Annotated in this window: 18 protein-coding genes, 5 tRNA genes, 1 other RNA gene and 2 pseudogenes; 13 read left to right on the forward strand and 13 right to left on the reverse strand. The window is 49.5% G+C overall.

Features of this window, described 5'->3' with window-relative positions; translation table 11 throughout:
* The first annotated feature begins 140 nt into the window (after nucleotides 1-140).
* The 11 genes from csrA (at nucleotide 141) to luxS (ending at nucleotide 4,917) form a co-directional block, all read left to right on the forward strand.
* Nucleotides 141-326, forward strand: coding sequence for a carbon storage regulator CsrA (csrA, locus tag IB196_RS05045; RefSeq protein ID WP_000906486.1), 186 nt, complete (start codon nucleotides 141-143; stop codon nucleotides 324-326).
* Nucleotides 327-662: 336 nt separating this feature from the next.
* Nucleotides 663-755, forward strand: a tRNA-Ser gene (locus IB196_RS05050).
* A 3-nt stretch (nucleotides 756-758) separates the two neighbouring features.
* Nucleotides 759-835 (forward strand) — tRNA-Arg (locus IB196_RS05055).
* Between the two features lie 60 nt (nucleotides 836-895).
* Nucleotides 896-972: transfer RNA gene (locus tag IB196_RS05060), tRNA-Arg, on the forward strand.
* 192 nt (nucleotides 973-1,164) lie between these two features.
* Nucleotides 1,165-1,241 (forward strand) — tRNA-Arg (locus IB196_RS05065).
* Between the two features lies 1 nt (nucleotide 1,242).
* A non-coding RNA gene (locus IB196_RS05070) (RtT sRNA) lies at nucleotides 1,243-1,373 on the forward strand.
* 59 nt (nucleotides 1,374-1,432) lie between these two features.
* Nucleotides 1,433-1,509 (forward strand) — tRNA-Arg (locus tag IB196_RS05075).
* A gap of 114 nt (nucleotides 1,510-1,623) precedes the next feature.
* A complete protein-coding gene (gene yqaB, locus IB196_RS05080; RefSeq protein ID WP_005130539.1) occupies nucleotides 1,624-2,190 on the forward strand; it encodes a fructose-1-phosphate/6-phosphogluconate phosphatase in 567 nt (188 codons plus the stop codon).
* Complete coding sequence (locus IB196_RS05085) at nucleotides 2,187-2,615, forward strand: YqaA family protein (protein ID WP_072041465.1); 429 nt, start codon at nucleotides 2,187-2,189, stop codon at nucleotides 2,613-2,615. The genes yqaB and IB196_RS05085 overlap by 4 nt, the downstream gene beginning before the upstream one ends.
* Nucleotides 2,616-2,692: 77 nt before the next feature.
* Nucleotides 2,693-4,252 (forward strand): glutamate--cysteine ligase, encoded by a 1,560-nt coding sequence (gene gshA, locus IB196_RS05090; RefSeq protein ID WP_005130535.1) that lies wholly within the window; start codon nucleotides 2,693-2,695, stop codon nucleotides 4,250-4,252.
* A gap of 149 nt (nucleotides 4,253-4,401) precedes the next feature.
* A complete protein-coding gene (gene luxS / locus IB196_RS05095; RefSeq protein WP_005130532.1) occupies nucleotides 4,402-4,917 on the forward strand; it encodes an S-ribosylhomocysteine lyase in 516 nt (171 codons plus the stop codon).
* Nucleotides 4,918-5,092: 175 nt separating this feature from the next.
* On the opposite strand, the gene IB196_RS05100 is transcribed toward luxS, so the two are convergent.
* The 4 genes and pseudogenes from IB196_RS05100 to IB196_RS05115 form a co-directional block, all read right to left on the reverse strand.
* Complete coding sequence (locus IB196_RS05100; RefSeq protein ID WP_040232256.1) at nucleotides 5,093-5,368, reverse strand: hypothetical protein; 276 nt, start codon at nucleotides 5,366-5,368, stop codon at nucleotides 5,093-5,095.
* A 53-nt stretch (nucleotides 5,369-5,421) separates the two neighbouring features.
* The gene (locus IB196_RS05105; protein ID WP_223236964.1) at nucleotides 5,422-6,450 is read right to left on the reverse strand and encodes a pentapeptide repeat-containing protein; all 1,029 of its coding nucleotides are present in this window, start codon (nucleotides 6,448-6,450) and stop codon (nucleotides 5,422-5,424) included.
* A gap of 178 nt (nucleotides 6,451-6,628) precedes the next feature.
* Nucleotides 6,629-6,764, reverse strand: a pseudogene (locus IB196_RS05110) (hypothetical protein); the annotation flags it as partial.
* A gap of 51 nt (nucleotides 6,765-6,815) precedes the next feature.
* A pseudogene (locus IB196_RS05115) lies at nucleotides 6,816-7,376 on the reverse strand (IS4 family transposase); the annotation flags it as partial.
* 293 nt (nucleotides 7,377-7,669) lie between these two features.
* Between IB196_RS05115 and IB196_RS05120 the strand changes: the two are divergent.
* Nucleotides 7,670-8,026 carry a hypothetical protein gene (locus IB196_RS05120; protein ID WP_188232193.1) on the forward strand — a complete coding sequence of 119 codons (357 nt, stop codon included), beginning with the start codon at nucleotides 7,670-7,672 and terminating at the stop codon, nucleotides 8,024-8,026.
* 662 nt (nucleotides 8,027-8,688) lie between these two features.
* The gene (locus IB196_RS05125; protein ID WP_276685354.1) at nucleotides 8,689-11,526 is read left to right on the forward strand and encodes a hypothetical protein; all 2,838 of its coding nucleotides are present in this window, start codon (nucleotides 8,689-8,691) and stop codon (nucleotides 11,524-11,526) included.
* Nucleotides 11,527-11,624: 98 nt separating this feature from the next.
* On the opposite strand, the gene emrB is transcribed toward IB196_RS05125, so the two are convergent.
* The 9 genes from emrB to proV all read right to left on the reverse strand — a co-directional run bounded on the left by emrB (nucleotide 11,625) and on the right by proV (nucleotide 21,013).
* On the reverse strand, nucleotides 11,625-13,163 hold the full coding sequence (emrB, locus tag IB196_RS05130; protein ID WP_188232400.1) for a multidrug efflux MFS transporter permease subunit EmrB: 1,539 nt from the start codon (nucleotides 13,161-13,163) through the stop codon (nucleotides 11,625-11,627).
* Between the two features lie 16 nt (nucleotides 13,164-13,179).
* The gene (gene emrA / locus IB196_RS05135) at nucleotides 13,180-14,352 is read right to left on the reverse strand and encodes a multidrug efflux MFS transporter periplasmic adaptor subunit EmrA (RefSeq protein WP_040233282.1); all 1,173 of its coding nucleotides are present in this window, start codon (nucleotides 14,350-14,352) and stop codon (nucleotides 13,180-13,182) included.
* 130 nt (nucleotides 14,353-14,482) lie between these two features.
* Nucleotides 14,483-15,013, reverse strand: a complete 531-nt coding sequence (gene mprA / locus IB196_RS05140; RefSeq protein WP_005122929.1) for a transcriptional repressor MprA — start codon at nucleotides 15,011-15,013, stop codon at nucleotides 14,483-14,485.
* A gap of 90 nt (nucleotides 15,014-15,103) precedes the next feature.
* On the reverse strand, nucleotides 15,104-15,439 hold the full coding sequence (gene ygaH, locus IB196_RS05145; RefSeq protein WP_005122930.1) for an L-valine transporter subunit YgaH: 336 nt from the start codon (nucleotides 15,437-15,439) through the stop codon (nucleotides 15,104-15,106).
* Nucleotides 15,429-16,166, reverse strand: a complete 738-nt coding sequence (locus IB196_RS05150; RefSeq protein ID WP_005122932.1) for an AzlC family ABC transporter permease — start codon at nucleotides 16,164-16,166, stop codon at nucleotides 15,429-15,431. The genes ygaH and IB196_RS05150 overlap by 11 nt, the downstream gene beginning before the upstream one ends.
* Nucleotides 16,167-16,288: 122 nt before the next feature.
* Complete coding sequence (locus tag IB196_RS05155; RefSeq protein ID WP_188232399.1) at nucleotides 16,289-17,473, reverse strand: MFS transporter; 1,185 nt, start codon at nucleotides 17,471-17,473, stop codon at nucleotides 16,289-16,291.
* A 191-nt stretch (nucleotides 17,474-17,664) separates the two neighbouring features.
* Nucleotides 17,665-18,660: a glycine betaine/L-proline ABC transporter substrate-binding protein ProX gene (gene proX, locus IB196_RS05160; protein ID WP_188232398.1), complete on the reverse strand. Its 996-nt coding sequence runs from the start codon at nucleotides 18,658-18,660 to the stop codon at nucleotides 17,665-17,667.
* Nucleotides 18,661-18,753: 93 nt separating this feature from the next.
* Nucleotides 18,754-19,818, reverse strand: a complete 1,065-nt coding sequence (gene proW / locus IB196_RS05165) for a glycine betaine/L-proline ABC transporter permease ProW (protein WP_003037285.1) — start codon at nucleotides 19,816-19,818, stop codon at nucleotides 18,754-18,756.
* A complete protein-coding gene (proV, locus tag IB196_RS05170) occupies nucleotides 19,811-21,013 on the reverse strand; it encodes a glycine betaine/L-proline ABC transporter ATP-binding protein ProV (protein ID WP_003037282.1) in 1,203 nt (400 codons plus the stop codon). Before proV ends, proW begins: the two co-directional genes overlap by 8 nt.
* Nucleotides 21,014-21,125 lie beyond the last annotated feature (112 nt).

The raw sequence follows: 21,125 nt of genomic DNA on the forward strand, positions 1-21,125 counted from the left end.
CTAAACTTAGGTTTAACAGAATGTGATGCCGTGACTGCTTACACTTAGGTGTTTGTCATCGCTTACTTTTTGGCGTTATATGATGGATAATGCCGGGATACAGAGAGACCCGACTCTTTTAATCTTTCAAGGAGCAAAGAATGCTGATTCTGACTCGTCGAGTTGGTGAGACCCTCATGATAGGCGATGAGGTCACCGTGACAGTTTTAGGGGTGAAGGGCAACCAGGTGCGCATTGGCGTCAACGCCCCGAAAGAAGTTTCTGTCCATCGTGAAGAGATCTACCAGCGTATCCAGGCTGAAAAATCCCAGCAGTCCAGTTACTAAGGTTTCCGCGTCTCACCTGTCTGGTGAGGCGCAACCTGATTGAGTTACTCTTTTTCTTCTCTTTTCTTCTTCGTCTTCCCCATTTTTTCGATTCCACTGCGCGTAATGCCTTTTCCTGCGAAGTTTCCGTTTGTTCACTCCTTCAGGAAATCGCCAATTTATCTGTTGATAAAACACTCTTTTTGCCGTTTTTGCAGACTAATTGCGCGTGAAATGTGCAAACGATAAAAGCTCTGGAAAAATTGTTTGACTTATAAGTCCCAGAAAGTAATATGTGCGCCACGCAGCGACGATGAGCAGAAACAAGTTCTTCGAAGTACTCGCAAGAGGCGTGTTGGTGAGGTGGCCGAGAGGCTGAAGGCGCTCCCCTGCTAAGGGAGTATGCGGTCAAAAGCTGCATCCGGGGTTCGAATCCCCGCCTCACCGCCATTTGCATCCGTAGCTCAGCTGGATAGAGTACTCGGCTACGAACCGAGCGGTCGGAGGTTCGAATCCTCCCGGATGCACCATATTACTTGATAGCGCTTTAGCAGCGACATCAAATCTGCAGTAAAGTAAGTTTCCCTGATGCATCCGTAGCTCAGCTGGATAGAGTACTCGGCTACGAACCGAGCGGTCGGAGGTTCGAATCCTCCCGGATGCACCATCTTCTCCGAGATAACAGCGAAACTGTTATTTCATGGTCTGCGAGATAATCGCGAGCACCAGGGAGGATAACGTTGCTTCAGCAACGGCCCGCAGGGCGAGGCGCAGCCGAGTAATCCTCCCGGATGCACCATCTCTTACTTGATATCGCTTCTCACGATATCAATATCGGCAGTAAAGCAAGTTTTCCGATGCATCCGTAGCTCAGCTGGATAGAGTACTCGGCTACGAACCGAGCGGTCGGAGGTTCGAATCCTCCCGGATGCACCATCTTCTCCGAGATAACAGCGAAACTGTTATTTCATGGTCTGCGAGATAATCGCGAGCACCAGGGAGGATAACGTTGCTTCAGCAACGGCCCGCAGGGCGAGGCGCAGCCGAGTAATTCTCCCGGATGCACCATCTCTTACTTGGTATCGCTTATTACGATATCAATATCGGCAGTAAGCAAGTTTTCCGATGCATCCGTAGCTCAGCTGGATAGAGTACTCGGCTACGAACCGAGCGGTCGGAGGTTCGAATCCTCCCGGATGCACCATCTTCTCCTGAATTATTTCCTTGTCTTCCCTGAACAATCCTCAATTCGCTGTCAGCGACAAAATCAATCAATTACGATAAAATAACGTCTGGTTAATCGGCTTGTGAGAAGACGATGTACGAACGTTATGCAGGTTTAATTTTTGATATGGATGGTACCATCCTGGATACCGAACCTACGCACCGTAAAGCGTGGCATGAGGTATTAGGACGCTATGGGCTACGTTTTGATGAGCAGGCTATGGTTGCTCTCAACGGCTCCCCAACGTGGCGTATTGCCCAATCGGTGATTGAACTGAACCATGCCGATCTTGACCCTCATGCACTGGCGCGTGAAAAAACCGATAAGGTTAAAAGCATGTTGCTGGATAGCGTCCAGCCTTTACCGTTGGTCGATGTTGTGAAGGCCTGGTATGGTCGCCGTCCTATGTCAGTAGGCACAGGGAGCGAAAGTGCCATTGCAGAAGCTCTGCTTACTCACCTTGGGCTGCGTCGTTATTTTGATGCCGTGGTGGCGGCCGATCACGTACAACACCATAAACCGGCTCCTGATACCTTCTTGTTATGTGCTGAGCGTATGGGCGTCGTTCCGGCTCGCTGCGTTGTGTTTGAAGATGCCGATTTTGGGCTACAGGCAGCGCGTGCCGCGGGAATGGATGCCGTGGATGTCCGGTTATTGTGAGTGATGGACTGTCGCTCCTCTCGTTGTTTGCCAGCAGCTTTCTCAGCGCCACGCTATTACCTGGAAATTCTGAAGTTGTTTTAGTTGCCTTACTGGTTTCTGGAGCGAGTCATCCCTGGGTCTTAGTTTTAACAGCAACAATGGGTAATAGCCTTGGAGGGTTAACTAACGTTATCCTTGGGCGTTTCTTTCCGTTGCGTAAAACATCGCGCTGGCAAGAGAAAGCTACTGGCTGGCTGAGGCGCTATGGCGCTGTCACACTATTATTAAGCTGGATGCCGGTTGTGGGTGATTTACTGTGCTTGTTAGCGGGATGGATGCGCATCTCGTGGGGGCCAGTTCTCTTTTTCTTATGCCTTGGCAAAACGCTGCGCTATGTTGTGGTCGCGGCGGTTACGACGCAAGGCATTATGTGGTGGCACTAATAGTGTTGTGGAATAACCTTCAGGGTGACCAATACCATTATGCTAATTAAAACGATTTTGACAGGCGGGAGGTCAATTTGATCCCGGACGTATCACAGGCGCTGGCCTGGCTGGAAAAACATCCTCATGCGTTAGAGGGGATTCAACGCGGGCTCGAGCGCGAAACGCTGCGTGTTAATGCTGATGGTTCATTGGCAACGACAGGCCATCCTGAAGTGTTAGGCTCAGCGCTAACGCATAAATGGATAACCACTGACTTTGCCGAAACACTGCTGGAGTTTATTACTCCACCGGGCGATGGCATTCACAAAATGCTCACGTTCATGCGCGATCTGCATCGCTATACTGCCAGGAATCTTGGCGATGAGCGTATGTGGCCGTTGAGCATGCCTTGCTATATTGCCGAAGGTCAGGATATCGAGCTGGCGCAGTACGGTACGTCGAATATCGGTCGTCTGAAAACCCTTTACCGTGAAGGCCTTAAAAACCGTTACGGCGCGTTGATGCAGACTATCTCCGGCGTACACTACAACTTCTCGTTGCCGATGGCTTTCTGGCAGGCGAAATGTGGCGTAACAGATGGCGATGAAGACGCTAAAGAAAAAGTGTCAGCAGGGTATTTCCGTCTGATCCGCAACTACTACCGTTTCGGGTGGGTGATCCCGTATCTGTTTGGCGCCTCACCCGCAATTTGTTCCTCCTTCCTGCAAGGAAAGCCGACAACGCTGCCGTTTGAAAAAACCGATTGTGGTATGTATTACCTGCCTTATGCCACGTCGCTGCGTCTGAGTGACCTGGGTTATACCAATAAGTCGCAAAGTAATCTCGGAATTACGTTTAACGATTTGCATGAGTATGTGGCAGGATTGAAGCGCGCGATTAAAACGCCTTCAGAGGAGTATGCGGCGATCGGTCTGGAGAAAGACGGTAAGCGCCTGCAAATCAACAGCAACGTTTTGCAGATCGAAAATGAACTGTATGCGCCAATTCGTCCGAAACGCGTGACTCGCAGCGGTGAAACGCCGTCTGATGCGCTTCTACGCGGCGGCATTGAGTACATCGAAGTGCGTTCGCTCGACATCAACCCATTCTCGCCAATCGGCGTAGATGAACAGCAGGTGCGCTTCCTCGATTTGTTCATGGTTTGGTGCGTTCTGGCTGATGCCCCGGAAATGAGTAGCGACGAGCTGCTGTGTACGCGTACTAACTGGAATCGCGTTATTCTGGAAGGGCGCAAGCCAGGCCTGACGTTAGGTATTGGTTGTGAAACGGCTCAGTTCCCATTGCCTAAAGTGGGTAAAGATCTGTTCCGTGATCTGAAACGTGTGGCGCAAACGCTGGACGGCATTCACGGGGGAGAGGAATATCAAAAAGTATGTGACGAACTGGTTGCCTGCTTTGATAATCCTGAGCTGACATTCTCAGCGCGGATCCTGCGGTCTATGATTGATACAGGTATCGGTGGCACGGGTAAAGCGTTGGGTGAAGCGTACCGTAACTTGTTGCGCGAAGAGCCGTTGGAACTGCTGCAGGAAGAAGAGTTTATTGCTGAAAGTGTGGCTTCTAAGCGCCGTCAGCAGGAGATTGAAGCGGCAGATACTGAGCCGTTTGGTGTGTGGCTGGAAAAGCACGCCTGATACAAAAGAAAAAGGCCACTCGAGAGTGGCCAAAATTTCATCTCTGAAAACAGGGATGATGATAACAAATGCGCGTCTTTCATATACTCAGACTCGCCCCGGAACAAAGAGTTCAGAATATTTTAAAAAAATTTATCGGAGGTGGCTAAATGCCGTTGTTAGATAGTTTTACTGTCGATCACACCCGGATGGAAGCTCCTGCAGTCCGGGTTGCAAAAACGATGAACACCCCACATGGCGACGCTATCACCGTGTTTGATCTGCGTTTCTGCATTCCGAACAAAGAAGTGATGCCTGAGAAAGGTATTCATACGCTGGAACACTTGTTTGCTGGTTTTATGCGTAACCACCTGAATGGCAACGGTGTCGAGATTATCGATATTTCGCCAATGGGTTGCCGTACCGGCTTCTACATGAGCCTGATTGGAACGCCGGACGAACAACGCGTAGCTGATGCCTGGAAAGCGGCAATGGCAGATGTGTTGAAAGTGCAGGATCAGAATCAGATCCCGGAACTGAACGTCTACCAGTGCGGTACGTATCAGATGCACTCCCTCAGCGAAGCGCAGGACATTGCACGTCATATTCTGGAACGTGATGTTCGCGTTAACAGCAATGAAGAGCTGGCGCTGCCAAAAGACAAACTGCAGGAACTGCATATTTAGTTGTCATGCTGGATGGTGAAGGTCACGCTTCTCATCTGGTCTACAAATAATAGGCTCCAGCCGGTATAAAAAAGCCAGTTCAGATGAACTGGCTTTTTTTTATCAATGCGCGTGGCCATCGCACCTTTAAATGACATCGTCAGAATGTTGTTGTGAGCGCTATTGAATTTTATCTTTATTTTTTATTAAAAATAACATCAATTAATTTGCCAAACTCTCTATAAAAAGAGGTATATTGTCCAAAGATTTCTACGTCTTCTAAGATTTCTGGGGTTATTACACTGACATTGGTACAATAGTCATGTTTTCCCATCATAATCTCACCTTTGTCCAGTATTTTACAATAACTCTCTTGGCTAGTGATGTTAAGGGATTCCAGATAATCTTTTAGATCCTTGATGAAATCCTTGTACTCTGTGGTCGTACTGAGTCCTCTCGAAAGTAGTGCCATTTTATCTGCATCAAAGTAACCGGATTTTACGGCTTCATTCCATTCATCTGGAGTTATTGTTCTGTAAAGGATTGAATCATTAGAATAATGTTTCCTGCGATTGAATATGAATCCATCATGAACACACCATGTTCTTCCAATGTCTTATTAAACAATTGTTGACACTCTGGTTTAGCCATGTGTTTAATGGATTCGAATAATTTACCATCCTTACTGGATCTATCGAAGTCATTTGTTTCGGACAACATTATCCCACTCAACATCTTACTCAACTTTTCTGCTGCGTCAAGCTGATTATGTTGACACTCTGGTTTAGCCATGTTCTTAGTGGATTCGAATAATTTATCATTCTTATTGAAGTTATTTGTTTCCAACAACATTATCTCACTCAACTTTTTTGCTGCTTCAAGCTGATTATCTTCGCTAAAATTGTCACGTATTAAACTAGTACCAAGTAGTTGCTCAGCTTCTATACTTGTTCTACTTAGATTTGCCCCGAAAAGGTCAGCATTACTCAAATCCAAATCGCTCATATCACGTCCGCTTAAATCTTCCCCTGATAGATCGAGGCATCCCGTATCAATATATTTTTGTCTGGCTTCTGATAGGTTGTATTCATCCAAAAAATATATGGTATTAAAATATCTGGCTCCTGATATGAACTGCGCTTCACTTAATTGTAATTCTAATGGTTCCGATACGTTTTCTTCACTAATCTTCAGTGAGTATGCTCCATCCGTGTCCTTAGTTATACATAGTTCATATTCACCTTGTAGCGATTTTTCTGACTCATCAATAGTGAATCTAATAGACATGTTGGAGTCGGAGTTATCAATAATACTGTTCAGTATTTTTCGCGGGGATATATTCTCTGAAGCCAAAGAACGCGAGAGACTATTGATGACAGACTTAAGCCGCTTCTCTCCTGAGTCTTTAATTCCCAAAGTAAAAATGTACTTCAGACACTCGCCTACGCCATGCAGTTTAGTTGCTTCTTTGTGCAAAGTTTTATCACCTGGGCTCATTGCAGCGTTTACCAGTATATCCATATGTTTTTGTGCTAAAGCATTAATGTTGTCCATTGACATCTCCTTATTGATTGGTTTATCGCTAAGGCGATTCTCTTACTAAGAGACAACGAAAAATATCAAAAAATGCTCCGGTTTGGCATTAATTCATATTGAAGGCATCAATGAATTGAGCAAAATATAGATTCAATATCTATATTGGGTTTTGATTCTCAGTACCGACAAATCGCTATTAGTGCGCGCCGTCGCCACTCCCTGCACCGAATGGCGGTTTGGCAAACCGATACCAGGCCGAGTAGCACGAGGAAAATCCTTGCAGACATCCAGAAGATTTCGTTAGCAGAAATAATCAGCCCCTGGTGAGTAATGCCAGTCAGTTAAGCAACTGACTGGCTCTTTTTCGGGGCTGTGGTGTATTTCTATGGCTCCTCCTTCACCACCCTCTGGAAGATGCTTTCCCGTCTGGTTGGCAACTTCACCAGTGTCCCATACTTTCAGGATCGCGCATCAGTTCCGGTATACGCCCCGGTGAAGCGCCCTGCAGCGTCACCAGCAGTCTCATTATCATTCCGCATGATTCTGAAAAGCTCAGCTGGTTTGGCCAGCATCCTTTCAGCTTTTCCGTCATTTTAATTATCTGATATCTCACCAGATAATAAGCCAGTAACACTCCCCACAGTACCTGCTCCGAAAGCTCTGGCTTTTTACTTCTCAGAGTCAGCCAGCTCAGTTGCATCGTTTGTTTTATCTCTCTGCAACCTGGGTCGATCTCCCTGAGATGGTTATACAGGTCCGCCATTTCCCCTCCGGGGTAGCGCATGGCGTCCGTCATCGATGTCAGTAGATGGCAGACTCTTCCTTTATACGCCGCGGTCAGCAGGCTGGTTGTCATCTTATTTCCCAGACCCGGCTACTTTTTTCGTGCCTTTACCCCGTTTTCTGATCTCTTTATACTGCGTTCCCTTTTTGAGAAGGAGCATCTACAGTCGGATTCCCGCCATATGTCTGGCGGGGGCACCTACTTTTTTCACTAATATTATTTATATATTATATTTTCATTTGGCTTATATTTATAATATTCACCTTTGTTATTTAATAGATTGATTGATTTGGTGATTACGTTCTTTTTTATTATCTGTTATTTTTTTTGTTTTTATATTTGTGTTTTTTGCCAGGCGTGATCTTGTTTTTATTTTTTTGTAATGATATTTTTCTTGAGATTTTTAGATGGCTGTTTTACTTATTATTCAATAATGATCAGGGATGTTAATGTATGGAACGTATGAATATTTCAAGGATTATCATTTGTGCATGTTTTCTAATGTCAGGTTGTGCAAAAAATATTCCTGATGTTGTAAAAAACCCACCCCAAGGGCAGGTGAGTTGTTATCAGAATATAAACGCATTGAAAGTGTTAGATAAAAAATCTTTTGATGTGTATAAAAAGCAGTTTGATAAAATTAATGAATTATATGTCTTTTACAATAAGCAAAAGTCGCAGTTGGATAGTGAATCTGCGGAAATTATTAAACTCGAAGTTAATAGTAAGTTAATGGTAGTTTGCTCTCGCGTGTGCAATGCTGTATTTAACGTAATGAACCAACAGGCGAGTGAATTGGACAAACTATGAGAAAAATATCGCTGATTGCAGCTTCATGTTTCCTCATGTTGCTGTCTGATTCTGTTTTTTCAGAAGATTTCCTTTCCAAAGAACACTCTATGCTTTTAGAGAAGTTATCTGAGGATAAGGTTATCAGTAATAGTGGTATTCCCAATAGCGTAGTTATTGCAGAACCGACTACACAGATACGCGCGAATGACCTGCAGGGAAAAATTACAGCTCTGGAGAGAGTTAATCGTCTCCGGGAGGCGCAGTATCGTATCGCCCTCGAAAAAAATAAGGAGTTAAAGAGGAAGCTTGAAGCATCCTTTGCTGAAGGTGTCAATTCCCAGGACAAAAAAACAACCAATAAATCTATCGCTGTTGATGTTAAAAGTGAGTTAAATAACCAATCAATAATATTAAATAAAAAGATTTCTGGTCTTGAAAAAGAACTCGCGGATGTGACTAACCAGAAAGAAAAACTAGAGCAACAGACTGCAAAGTTGGCTGTTTTAGAAAAAGAAAAATATGATTTATCAAAACAATTAACGGTATTAGCGGCGAGTTCAAAAGAGGCACCTAAACAAAGATTTTTATTGGAACAGCAGACCAAAAAGCTTAGCTATTTGGAAACGGAAAAAGCAAAACTTTTAAAACAGAAAGTAAGTTCAGAGCAAAAAATAGCTCAGTTGGCATTGCTAGAAAAAGACAAAATTGCACTAGAGAAAGATAAAGCTGATCTGATTAAGCAGATAGCGGATCTGAACAAATCCGGCAGCGCTGATGCGTTGAAACAGAAATTAGCGCTGGGACAACAGACGGCTCAGCTGGCAGTGCTGGAGAAAGACAAAGCCACGCTGGCGAAGCAGATAGCCGATCTGAATAAATCCGCCAGCGCTGATACGGCGAGACTGGAAAAACAGACGGCTCAGCTGGCGGCGCTGGAGAAAGACAAAGTCACGCTGACGAAGCAGATAGCCGACCTGAATAAATCCGGCAGCGCTGATGCGGCGAAACTGGAGAAACAGACAGCTCAGCTGGCGGCACTGGAGAAAGACAAAGTCACGCTGACGAAGCAGATAGCTGATCTGAATAAATCCGCCAGCGCTGATACGGCGAAACTGGAGAAACAGACGGCTCAGCTGGCGGCACTGGAGAAAGACAAGGGCGTGCTGACGAAGCAGATAGCAGACCTGAACAAATCCGGCAGCGCTGATGCGGCGAAACTGGAGAAACAGACGGCTCAGCTGGCGGCACTGGAGAAAGACAAGGGCGTGCTGGCGAAGCAGATAGCAGATCTGAACAAACAGACGGCTCAGCTGGCGGCACTGGAGAAAGACAAGGGCGTGCTGGCGAAGCAGATAGCCGACCTGAATAAATCCGGCAGCGCTGATGCGGCGAAACTGGAGAAACAGACAGCTCAGCTGGCGGCACTGGAGAAAGACAAGGGCGTGCTGGCGAAGCAGATAGCCGACCTGAATAAATCCGCCAGCGCTGATGCGGCGAAACTGGAGAAACAGACGGCTCAGCTGGCGGCGCTGGAGAAAGACAAAGTCACGCTGACGAAGCAGATAGCCGACCTGAATAAATCCGGCAGCGCTGATACGGCGAGACTGGAAAAACAGACGGCTCAGCTGGCGGCGCTGGAGAAAGACAAGGGTGTGCTGACGAAGCAGATAGCCGACCTGAACAAATCCGGCAGCGCTGATGCGGCGAGACTGGAAAAACAGACGGCTCAGCTGGCAGTGCTGGAGAAAGACAAAGTCACGCTGACGAAGCAGATAGCCGACCTGAATAAATCCGGCAGCGCTGATGCGGCGAGACTGGAGAAACAGACGGCTCAGCTGGCGGCACTGGAGAAAGACAAGGGCGTGCTGGCGAAGCAGATAGCCGACCTGAACAAATCCGGCAGCGCTGATGCGGCGAAACTGGAGAAACAGACGGCTCAGCTGGCAGTGCTGGAGAAAGACAAGGGTGTGCTGACGAAGCAGATAGCCGACCTGAACAAATCCGGCAGCGCTGATGCGGCGAAACTGGAGAAACAAACGGCTCAGCTGGCGGCACTGGAGAAAGACAAGGGCGTGCTGGCGAAGCAGATAGCCGACCTGAATAAATCCGGCAGCGCTGATGCGGCGAGACTGGAGAAACAGACGGCTCAGCTGGCGGCGCTGGAGAAAGACAAAGCCACGCTGGCGAAGCAGATAGCCGACCTGAATAAATCCGGCAGCGCTGATGCGGCGAGACTGGAGAAACAGACGGCTCAGCTGGCGGCACTGGAGAAAGACAAGGGCGTGCTGACGAAGCAGATAGCAGATCTGAACAAACAGACGGCTCAGCTGGCGGCGCTGGAGAAAGACAAGGGTGTGCTGACGAAGCAGATAGCCGACCTGAATAAATCCGGCAGCGCTGATGCGGCGAAACTGGAGAAACAGACAGCTCAGCTGGCGGCACTGGAGAAAGACAAGGGCGTGCTGGCGAAGCAGATAGCCGACCTGAACAAATCCGGCAGCGCTGATGCGGCGAGACTGGAAAAACAGACGGCTCAGCTGGCCGTGCTGGAGAAAGACAAAGTCACGCTGGCGAAGCAGATAGCCGACCTGAATAAATCCGGCAGCGCTGATGCGGCGAAACTGGAGAAACAGACGGCTCAGCTGGCGGTACTGGAGAAAGACAAAGCTAAAGCAGCAGCAAAATCTACATTACTTGCTCAACAGGTTTTGAAGCTTGTCAACGTAATAGAAGATACGAAAAAAGTAAAAGAATATCTGGAATCTCAGAACGTCAGTTTGATCGCTCAGAATAGTGAGCAAAAATCAAATATGGTTAAAATGGCTGAGTCATTGCGAAATTCTGAGACTCTGTCAAAGTTAGTTGCGGAGGAAAGAAGGAAAAATATTGAACTTAATACCTTGATTTCTAGATTGAATGTTTCAATAGGTGAAAAATCATCGCGAATTGGCGTGCTTGAGCAAGAGTTGTCTAAAAATACTCAAAAAAATATTGAGCTTGAAGCATCAATACGACAGATGAATTTGAGTACCAGAAAGGCAGCTAACGTGCCAGAGAATGCCACACCTGGTGGTAATGCGGTTGTCAAAAAACCGTTATTGCAACAGCAACAAAACTCACAAACGATAATAACTTCGCCTTCTGTTAAAGAACAGTCAGAGGAATTGATGCGTTCAGTTAAGGCGATAAAAGGAGCTATTCAGCAATCCGATGGTGTTATTTATGTTGTGGAAAGCAAAGGCGCAAAGCGGAAAGCGAAGAAAAAAGATTATATACAGTTTGTAATGAAAGAAGAGGTTAGTACGGGCGCAGTTATATCAAATAATGTTAATATTAACAGCAAGGTTGATAAATTACCTGAATTACTTAGTAAGGCCGTTACTCTTGTAGGCACAAAGGGGCGCGTGAAAATATATATACCGCCTGATTTAGCATATGGTGGTAAGGGTATTCCCAATATTGCACCTTCAGGTATTGTTTCAATATTAACGGTAGATGTTACTGGCTTGAAGCCATAAGCATATTCCTCTTGCGGGTATGTAATATGGCACTTAAAAGCAGCAAAGATAATCTTTGCTGCTTTTTATATTATAAATTCTAATTAATTATTAACGTATTAGTGCGCGCCGCCGCCGCCACTGCCTGCACCGAATGGCGGTTTGGCAAACCATACCAGGCCGAGTAGCACGAGGAAAATCCCTGCAGACATCCAGAAGATTTCGTTAGCAGAAATAATCAGCCCCTGGTTGGTGATTTGCTGTGCCAGCCATCCGGAGGCCTGCTCCTTGCTCATTCCCAGCCCTTGCAACTGGTCATACATCGCCTGTGCATTAGAGTTGTAAGGGTTTACTGACTCCGTTAGTTGCGCATGGTGCAGCGACTCACGGCTAGTCCACATCGTTGTGGTGATCGATGTGCCAATAGAACCCGCCAGCGTTCGCGTAAAGTTAGACAGGCTCGATGCTGCCGCCATACGTTCAGGCGGTAAACCCGATAGCGTGATGGTGGTCAGTGGCATAAAGAAGCAGGCTACCGCGAACCCCTGAATAAACTGCGGCCAGGCCGATGCGCCAAAATCCATACCGGGTTCGAATGTCCACGCACGCCAGTAGAAACAGACGGCATACATGATGAAGCTGAAAGTGACCAGCCGACGCATATCCAGCTTGTGTGCGAAACGGCCGATAATCGGCGACAGGATCACCGGAATCACCCCAACCGGCGCAGACGCCAGACCTGCCCAGGTTGCCGTATATCCGTACACCTCCTGCAATAACTGCGGCAACAGAACGATTGCGCCGAAGTAGAGCATATAGGCCAGACTGATACACAGACAGCCGATGGTAAAGTTGCGCGACTTAAACAGCGAGAGATCGACAATGGGGTGCTCGTCGGTAAGCTCCCAGACGATGAGGAAGCTGATTGCCACCACGGCGACCACCGTCAGGATGATAATTTCCTGCGAGGCGAACCAGTCCAATTCTTTGCCGCGGTCGAGCATAATCTGCAAACTGCCGATACCAATGACCAGCAGTGCCAGACCAATGGCGTCGATACGCCGCTGCTCGGTTTTGGTTTCCCGACCTCGCAGGGTTTGCAACGTCATTAATACCACTACAGCACCGATTGGCACGTTGATGAAAAATATCCAGCCCCAGTGATAGTTGTCGCTGATATAGCCCCCAAGAATGGGGCCACATATCGGGGCAACAATCACCGTCATCGACCATAGCGCGAGGGCAATGGAGCGTTTGGCGGGAGGATAGTTATTCAGTAACAGGCTTTGCGAGAGCGGGATTAACGGACCGGCGACAATACCCTGAATGACGCGGAAGAAAATCAGCATGTTCAGGCTGGTGGACATCCCACATGCCCATGAGGCAATGACGAAGGCGATAGTTGACCACATGAATAGTCTTACTTCACCAACGCGTTTGGCCAGCCAGCCGGTGATCGGAATAGAGATAGCATTCGCCACCCCGAATGAGGTGATCACCCAGGTTCCCTGGCTCAGTGAAGAGCCGAGGTTCCCGGCGATAGTGGGGATCGCCACGTTAGCAATGGTGGAGTCCAGCACCTGCATGAATGTCGCCAGGGACAGCGCAATCGTCATAATGACGAGCTGCGCGCCTTCCAGCGGTTTTTGCTGTTGCATCACACGCACCTTTGAATTAGCCCGCGTTGGCCTGCACGATCTCTTCGATCATCTTATTGACCGGATCAAGGTTGATTTCACGTGCATTACTTTCTGATACTGGCGTCGTGCGGACCTGGCTTGCCAGGATCTGCCCGTCACGATTAGCGGTATCTACCGTAACCAGTGTCGACAAACCAATACGCAGTGGATGTTGTGCCAGTTGCTGCGCATCCAGTTCGATACGTACCGGTAAACGCTGGACAACTTTGATCCAGTTACCGGTTGCGTTTTGCGCCGGCAGCAGGGAGAACGCGCTGCCCGTACCCATATCCAGGCCGACGACTTTCCCGGTGTATTTCACGTCATCGCCGTAAATATCACTGATAACGGTCGCCGGTTGACCAATACGCATGTGCGCCAGCTGTGTTTCTTTGAAGTTGGCATCCACCCACAGGTTAGTGGCCGGAACAACCGCCATCAGCGGCGTAGTCGGGCTAATTTGCGCGCCAGGCTGCACGGCACGACGGGAAACATAGCCGGTCATCGGGCTGACAATTTTGGTACGTTCCAGCGCCAGCCAGGCATTACGCACTTCGGTGGCAGCCTGTTGTACAGCAGGTTGATCTTCCAGCTTGCTGCCCAGAATCATTGCCTGATTCGCATTATATTGTTGGATTGCGACATCAAGCTGAGCCTGAGCGCTGGCGACGGCATCGCGGGCATGTTGCAGTTCTTCGCGGCCAATCAGGTTGGCATTACCCAGCGGGACACGGCGATTAAAGTCGCTTTGTGCCTGGGCCAGCGCAGTTCTCTGCACTTCAATGCTGGCCTGCAGTTGCTTGCTGTTGATCATCAACTGGTGCGTCTGGCGCACGCTGGACGCCAGCGCAGTTTTGGCTTTTTCAAATGCCTGCCTGGCATCTGTCTGATCGAGAGTGACCAGGACATCGCCCTGTTTTACAAAGTCAGTGTTATCAGCCCAGACTTTCGTCACGCTGCCTGATACCTGCGCCATAATTTGAACCTGGTTCCCTGCCACGTACGCATCGTCTGTCTCTTCGATATGACGCAGTACTAAAAACCAATAAATCCCATATGCCACGGCAATGATAATAAAGAGCAAGGTCAGCAGGAGCAGCATACTTTTACGTTTGCCATTCTTCTTGACCGGTTGCTGCGGGGTTTGAGTCTCCGCATTTGCGCTCATGTTGTTCTCCACGATCTTATTTTTTTTCACATCGGCTGAAGCCGACCTGTTTATCAGACAGGCCAGCAGTATGCGTGCTGGCCTGTCGGTTTTTCATTTATAAATCTGGATTTCTGAGCGAGTCAGCGCGTTAGCGCAGCGCTTCTAACACCGCGCCATCCTGCTCCATCTGATCAAGACGGGTCAGAAGTTTACGGGTGATATGCTCAAGTTGATCTTTTTCGGTGGTGCTGAGAGATGACCAAAGCTGATGAAGGCAGTTATGCTGAGGCGGTAATACCTCCTGCAAAAAAGCATGGCCTTTTTCGGTCAATTGCAGATGCAGACAGCGGCGATCGTTATCGCTTTCGCGGCGCTCGATCCAGCCACGCTTTTCTAACTCATCCGCGATACGGGTGGCGTTAGTCCGTGACGAGCCAAGTGCGCAACTCAGTTCAGAAGGCTGAATACTGTGGTTTTCCTGAGACTCCAGCGTAATCAACGCCATAAACAACGTCTCGTTAATCCCTTGAGCTTTCAGCATCTTATTGCGGTTTTCCAGCAGCTTGCCCTGCATATGCATGCAAAGACGAGTCAGAAGCACTTCCTGATAAGGGAACTCTTCGTAGCGGCTGGCGCGAAATTTTAGCATTTGTTCAATGGGCGTAAACGAACTATCCATTTGGGTATAACCTCATTAATTTCAGCCGATATAGTAACGACAGTGACAAATAAAGTAAATGTATTATTTATTTAAAATGATTATTTTAATCTATAAGACAAACAGCATTTTCCAGGCTAATCCATAGCCCAGGGCACTCAGTAAGGTCGGAATGATGATGCTGCGGGTCTTATAGAAGCTTGCACCCAGTACCACAAACCCCACCAGCGTAGGCACAAAACGACGGGCATCGTGCATCACTTCTGGCGCAGTAGACACCACCAGCAGGGCGCAAATTGATGCAATACCGATGGTGTCGAGTAATATTCCAGTGGCTCCGCGTTTTGTCGGGCGCACATTCCCCATTCGCAGACGCAGTGGTAAATAGCGAAAACAGTAATTGACGCAGCCGACCAGCAGGCCGAGCAGCAGAACCTCATAACTCATCAGGACCTCCCTGCCAGAACGACTGAATGAGCGCGGTCAGGCATCCGCAGACTATGCCTGCGAGGATGGCTGCCGGGATAGAAAACAGCGTCACGCCAGCCAGCGCACCGGCTAAAGCCGCCGTGACGCATAGCGTTTGATTACGCTGGAAAGAGGCCAGCAGAAAACTCATAAACAGCGCCGGGAGCATAAACCCCAGCGCCGCTTCTACCGCCGGGAATCCCTTCAGTAAACCAGTGCCGGAAAATGCGCCGATAACCGTACCAAGTACCCAGGAAGCCCAGGAGCATAGCGCGATGCCGATCATCCAGTTTTCACTCCAGCGCCGGTTATCCCGCACCAGCTTGGCCGTTGCCGCGGCAAAGACTTCGTCGGTGAGGCCAAAGGCCCATAGCGCGCTTTTAGGTTTGCTCAGCTGTCGGGCGATACGGCTGCGCAGAGAAGGGCCGTACAAAACATGGCGAACATCCATCGCCATGACGGTCAGAGCCGCGACCCACAGTGAGCTGCCTGCGGCGAGCATGGTTGTGATGACAAACTGGCTGGCGCCGGCGTAAATGATGCAGGAGAAAAAAACGCTTTCAACGGGAGTAAAGCCCAGGCGAGTCGCATTCATACCAAATGCAAATGCGACCGGAATATAACTGATAACTATCGGTAGGCTGTCTTTGAATCCTTCAGTTAACGTTGCAGAACGGGATTCAGACTGGGGAACAGGGCTTTCCATAGGATTATAGGCTTCATTACCGAAATTAAAATAACCTGGCTCAATGCGTTATAACCTTAGCAGACTGATGGGCTCCTTAACACCCTGAGGAGCCCAATCAAAGATAAACAGACGTTATACGCCTAATTTACGGCTTCCTGGCGGTGAAAACCTCGCCACCAGACCAGCAGGTTGAGTACGGCAACAGTCACACCTGCCAGACAAACGCCAGCCCAGCCGGCATGCTGCCAGGCTGAAGCTGAAATCAGCGAACCTGCCGCACCACCAATGAAATAGCTGGTCATGTATCCGGCAGTCAGGCGATTACGTGCGTCCGGGTGAATGCGATAGATAACGGTCTGGTTGGTGATATGTACCCCCTGAACGGTCAGATCCAGTACCAGAATACCGATAATCAGCATCGGCACTGAAGTATGTCCGAACCAGATAGCCAGCCAGGAGAACAACAGTAGCAGCAGGCCTGCGGTAGTCGTGAGGTGTGATTTACCCTTATCGGCAAAACCGCCCGCCGGACGAGCGCCTAACGCACCGGCGGCTCCGGCCAGACCGAACAGGCCAATCATCCCCTCTGAATAGTTAAACGGTGGTGCGGCGAGTAAAAATGCCATTGATGTCCAGAGGATACTGAAGTTGGCAAAGGTCAGGCAGCCCAACATCGCGCGGGTGCGGAGTAATTTATCGTGGATAAACAGGCTAAACACAGAACCCAATAGCTGCGGGTAGTTAAGATGGGTCTCTGATTTCATCTTCGGCAAACCACGCCACAGGGCAATCGCCATCAACGCCATCAGTACTGAGGCCACCCAAAACACGGTGCGCCAGCCGCCGAGATTCGCCAGCAACCCTGCAACCGTTCGTGCCAGCAAAATCCCCAGCAACAGGCCGCTCATAATCGTACCAACGACTTTACCGCGCTTGTCAGGCGTGGCGAGCGTCGCCGCCAGCGGAACCAGGATCTGTGCCACAACTGAGAACAACCCGGTTAGCGCAGTGCCGAGGATCAGCATCCCCAGCGACTGACTGCTGGCGGTAATCAGCATGCCGCCTGCTGCTAACAGTGTCATCGAGACAATCAGCATCCGGCGTTCAAACATATCGCCAAGCGGTACCAGAAACAGGAGCCCTGCAGCGTAGCCAAGCTGGGCTGCAGTGACGATAAAGCCCGCAGTACTGGCCGACAGCGAAAAGTTTCGCGCGATGGTGTCGAGCAGCGGCTGGGCGTAATAGTTACTGGCAACGGCGAGGCCGGTCGCCACAGACATTAATACAATCAGTGCCGGGCTAAGCCCGTGAGTGGGTTTGGTCATTGTTTTCAACTGAATAATGGGGTGCAGAAAACAATCATAACGGAAGTGATTAAATGTTGCTGATTTGTTGGGTGATGGATTGTGCGGTGAGGGAAGGGCGTGTAGGCCGGATAAGGCGCATCGCGCCACCATCCGGCATTGGTGTGGTTACTGGGCCTGATAGCGTTATGCTTATCAGGCCTACGAGAGGGTTATTTCTGCGCAGCCAGCGCTTCTTTCACCCAGCCGTCGAACTGCTGCTGGTGGGCTTTGATCCAGCCGTCAACGTGGCCCTGAACGTCAGCTTCTGAGGCTTTACCATCATGCATCATTGCGTTCTGCGCATTGATATCTGCCAGTGGTAATTTCATGATGGCAAACAGTTTCGCCGCCGCCGGGTTTTTCTCCGCCCAGGCTTTATTAGCGACGATGTGCATGGTGTTTACCGGGAAGCCATAGTTCGCGCCGTTCGGCAGTTTGGTATCAATATCTTTCTGTTCACCTGGCAGAGAAGAGAACGGGACCTGTAGCCAGACGACATCTTTGCCCGGTTTCATCACGTCACTGACCCAGTATGGTGTCCAGGTGTAGTACAGGATCGGTTTGCCTTCTTTAAAGCGGGTAATGGTGTCAGCCATCATTGCTGCATAGTTACCGTGGCTGACCTCGACTGTTTTTTCCAGATCGAACGCTTTGTTCTGGTGGTTAATCACCGCTTCACAACCCCAGCCCGGCGAGCAACCCATCATGTCAGCTTTACCATCGCCGTTGGTATCAAAGATTTTGGCAATCTTCGGATCTTTTAACTGGGCGATGTTGGTGATTTTGTACTGCTCAGCGGTTTTTTTATCGATCAGATAACCCTGTGCAGCCCCCGTAACAAATACCCCCTCGCGATAAAACTTTTTGTCTCCGCCCGCTGCGGCGTACATATCATCATGTAGCGGCTGCCAGTTCACGGCGGTAAACGTCGCATCGCCAGAGGCAATAGAGGTATAGCCGACGTTGTAGTCGACTTCGCTTGTCTTATTTACGGTGTAGCCCAGTTTCTCCAGCGCACGACTAACTAACTGCGTCTGGAAGGACTCTTCAGAGATGGTGCTCTGGATAGGTTGTACAGTGATGCCTTTGCCCGGCAGGTCAGAAGCGAAAGCGCTGGTGGAGACAAGGGAGGCAAACGCTGTGGCAATAATTACTTTCTGTCGCATCGTTGTTCCTTATTACACTTCATCCTGAATGATTTTGTGTAAGTTGATGAATTGTAGGCCCGGTAAGCGCAGCGCTACCGGGCAACGAGTGAATTACTTCGTGAAAGGGCGAGTGATAAGCCCAACAGGACCTGTGGTGTACCAGCGGCGGTTACCACGGCTACGCGAGTCACGGCCTACGGCCTGCGTCAGACGGTCGAGAATGATGGCGAGGATCACGATACCCACACCGCCAACGGTAGCCAGCCCCATGTCCAGACGACCGATTCCGCGCAGAACCATCTGACCCAGCCCGCCGACGGCTATCATCGATGCGATAACCACCATGGAGAGTGCCAGCATCAGCGTCTGGTTCACCCCGGCCATAATGGTGGGCATCGCCAGCGGGAGCTGCACTTTAAACAGCATCTGACGCGGGCTGGCACCAAACGAGCGCGAGGCTTCAATCAGATCGGCGGGCACCTGATTAATCCCCAGAATGGTCAGACGCACAATTGGCGGCAGGGCGAAGATAATCGTCACCACCACGCCCGGGACGTTGCCAATACCGAACAGCATGACAATCGGCACCAGATAGACGAACGCAGGTGTGGTTTGCATCGCATCCAGCAGCGGGCGAACTATTTTTGCTGCCCGTGGACTGCGCGCCAACCAGATCCCCATCGGCAGACCGATCACCACGCAGAACAGCAACGCGGTCAACACCAGCGCCAGGGTTATCATGGCCTGCGACCACGCGCCGATGGCACCGATGGCAATTAAGGAAATCAGCGTAGCAACGCCCATCCCAACACCGGAAATCTGCCAGGCAATCAGCGCGAACAGGATAATCGCCACCGGGGCTGGCATACCTAACAGCAGCTGTTGAAAACCGTTGAGAATGTAATCAACCGGGACACGAATGCCCTGGAAGACCGGACGGAAATGGGTAACAACCCAGTCGATCCCCTCAGTGACCCAGCTGTCCAGTGGGATCAGCGTTTTATGGAACGGATCCATAATATTGAAATGCTCTGGTGCCGGCGCGGGGGCGCTGGTCAGCCAGTCCGCGCCACCGCCGTCAGTGGGCGCACCGGATGGCGTGCTCCAGGCATCGGCAGTTTGTGCGGCGCTGTCGGCCGCTGGTGTGGTATCCCACGGATTAGTTTGATCAGCCATTGTTTACCCCCTCACGATCTAAAGCCTGTAACAGCATGCGTTTTGAAATGACGCCCACATACTGCTGTTCCTCATCAACAACCGGCACCGCGCACGGAGCTTGGCCGACATGAGAAAGCAACTCGCTGAGAGGAGTTTGCGCATCGACGGCTAGCGGCTCATCGATCAATGCCGCTTCAATACCTTGCGCCTGACTTAACGCTGTTTTTAATGAGTCGATAGAGACAACGCCGACGAATTTGTTGCCGCGCTCGATCACATAACCATATTCGCGATCTTTGTCCTGCAGTAATTGCAGCGCCGAACGGGGGCCGACGCCTGGCGTTTTACGAATTAGCCCTTCGGGACTACGGCGTGATATATCTTTCGCACTGAAGACCTGGCTAATGTCAACGCCACGGAAGAAGGTGCGGACATAATCATTGGCCGGATTATTCAGAATTTCATCCGGCGTACCGACCTGCACCACTTCACCGTTTTGCATAATGGCAATTCTGTCGCCAATACGCATGGCTTCGTCGAGGTCGTGCGAAATAAAGACCACGGTACGCTGATGCTTCGCTTGTAGTTTTACCAGCTCATCCTGCATTTCGGTACGAATTAAGGGATCGAGGGCTGAGAAAGCCTCATCCATTAATAAGATGTCAGGGTTAATGGCTAACGCACGGGCGAGTCCCACACGCTGCCGCATCCCCCCGGAAAGTTCATCCGGGTAGCCGTGAGCATAATTCTCCAGACCAACCTGACGTAGCGCATCTAACGCTTTTTCACGACGTTCATCCGCACCAACACCGGCTAATTCCATGCCGAATGCCGTATTGTCCAGCACCGTCATGTGCGGCATCAGGGCAAAGGACTGGAACACCATCGCAATCTTTTTTCTGCGCACCTCGCGAAGCTCGGCATCGGATATCCGGGCGATGTCTACGCCGTCAATCAATACCTGTCCGCGGGTGGGTTCAATCAGGCGATTGAGAAGGCGTACCATTGTGGATTTACCCGAACCGGATAATCCCATGATGACAAATATCTCGCCTTCTTCAATGGCCAGACTGGCGTTCTTAACGCCAAGCGATAGCCCTGTTTTATCCAGAATCTGCTCTTTTGAAAGTCCTTTTTCAATATATTTGAAAGCTCTCTGCGGATGCTCGCCAAATATCTTATAGAGATTTTTAACTTCTAATTTAATTGCCATGCAATAGAATGATTCCTGTTATTTGTTTATATCGATATATTACCTGATGGAAATAGTGACCTTTTTCTACCCTAACATACTGAGAATCTGAGGCAACCCTGAATTTGGTTGT

Origin of the sequence: Citrobacter sp. C6_1 (genome assembly GCF_014596835.2) — a bacterium.
GTDB lineage: Bacteria > Pseudomonadota > Gammaproteobacteria > Enterobacterales > Enterobacteriaceae > Citrobacter > Citrobacter pasteurii.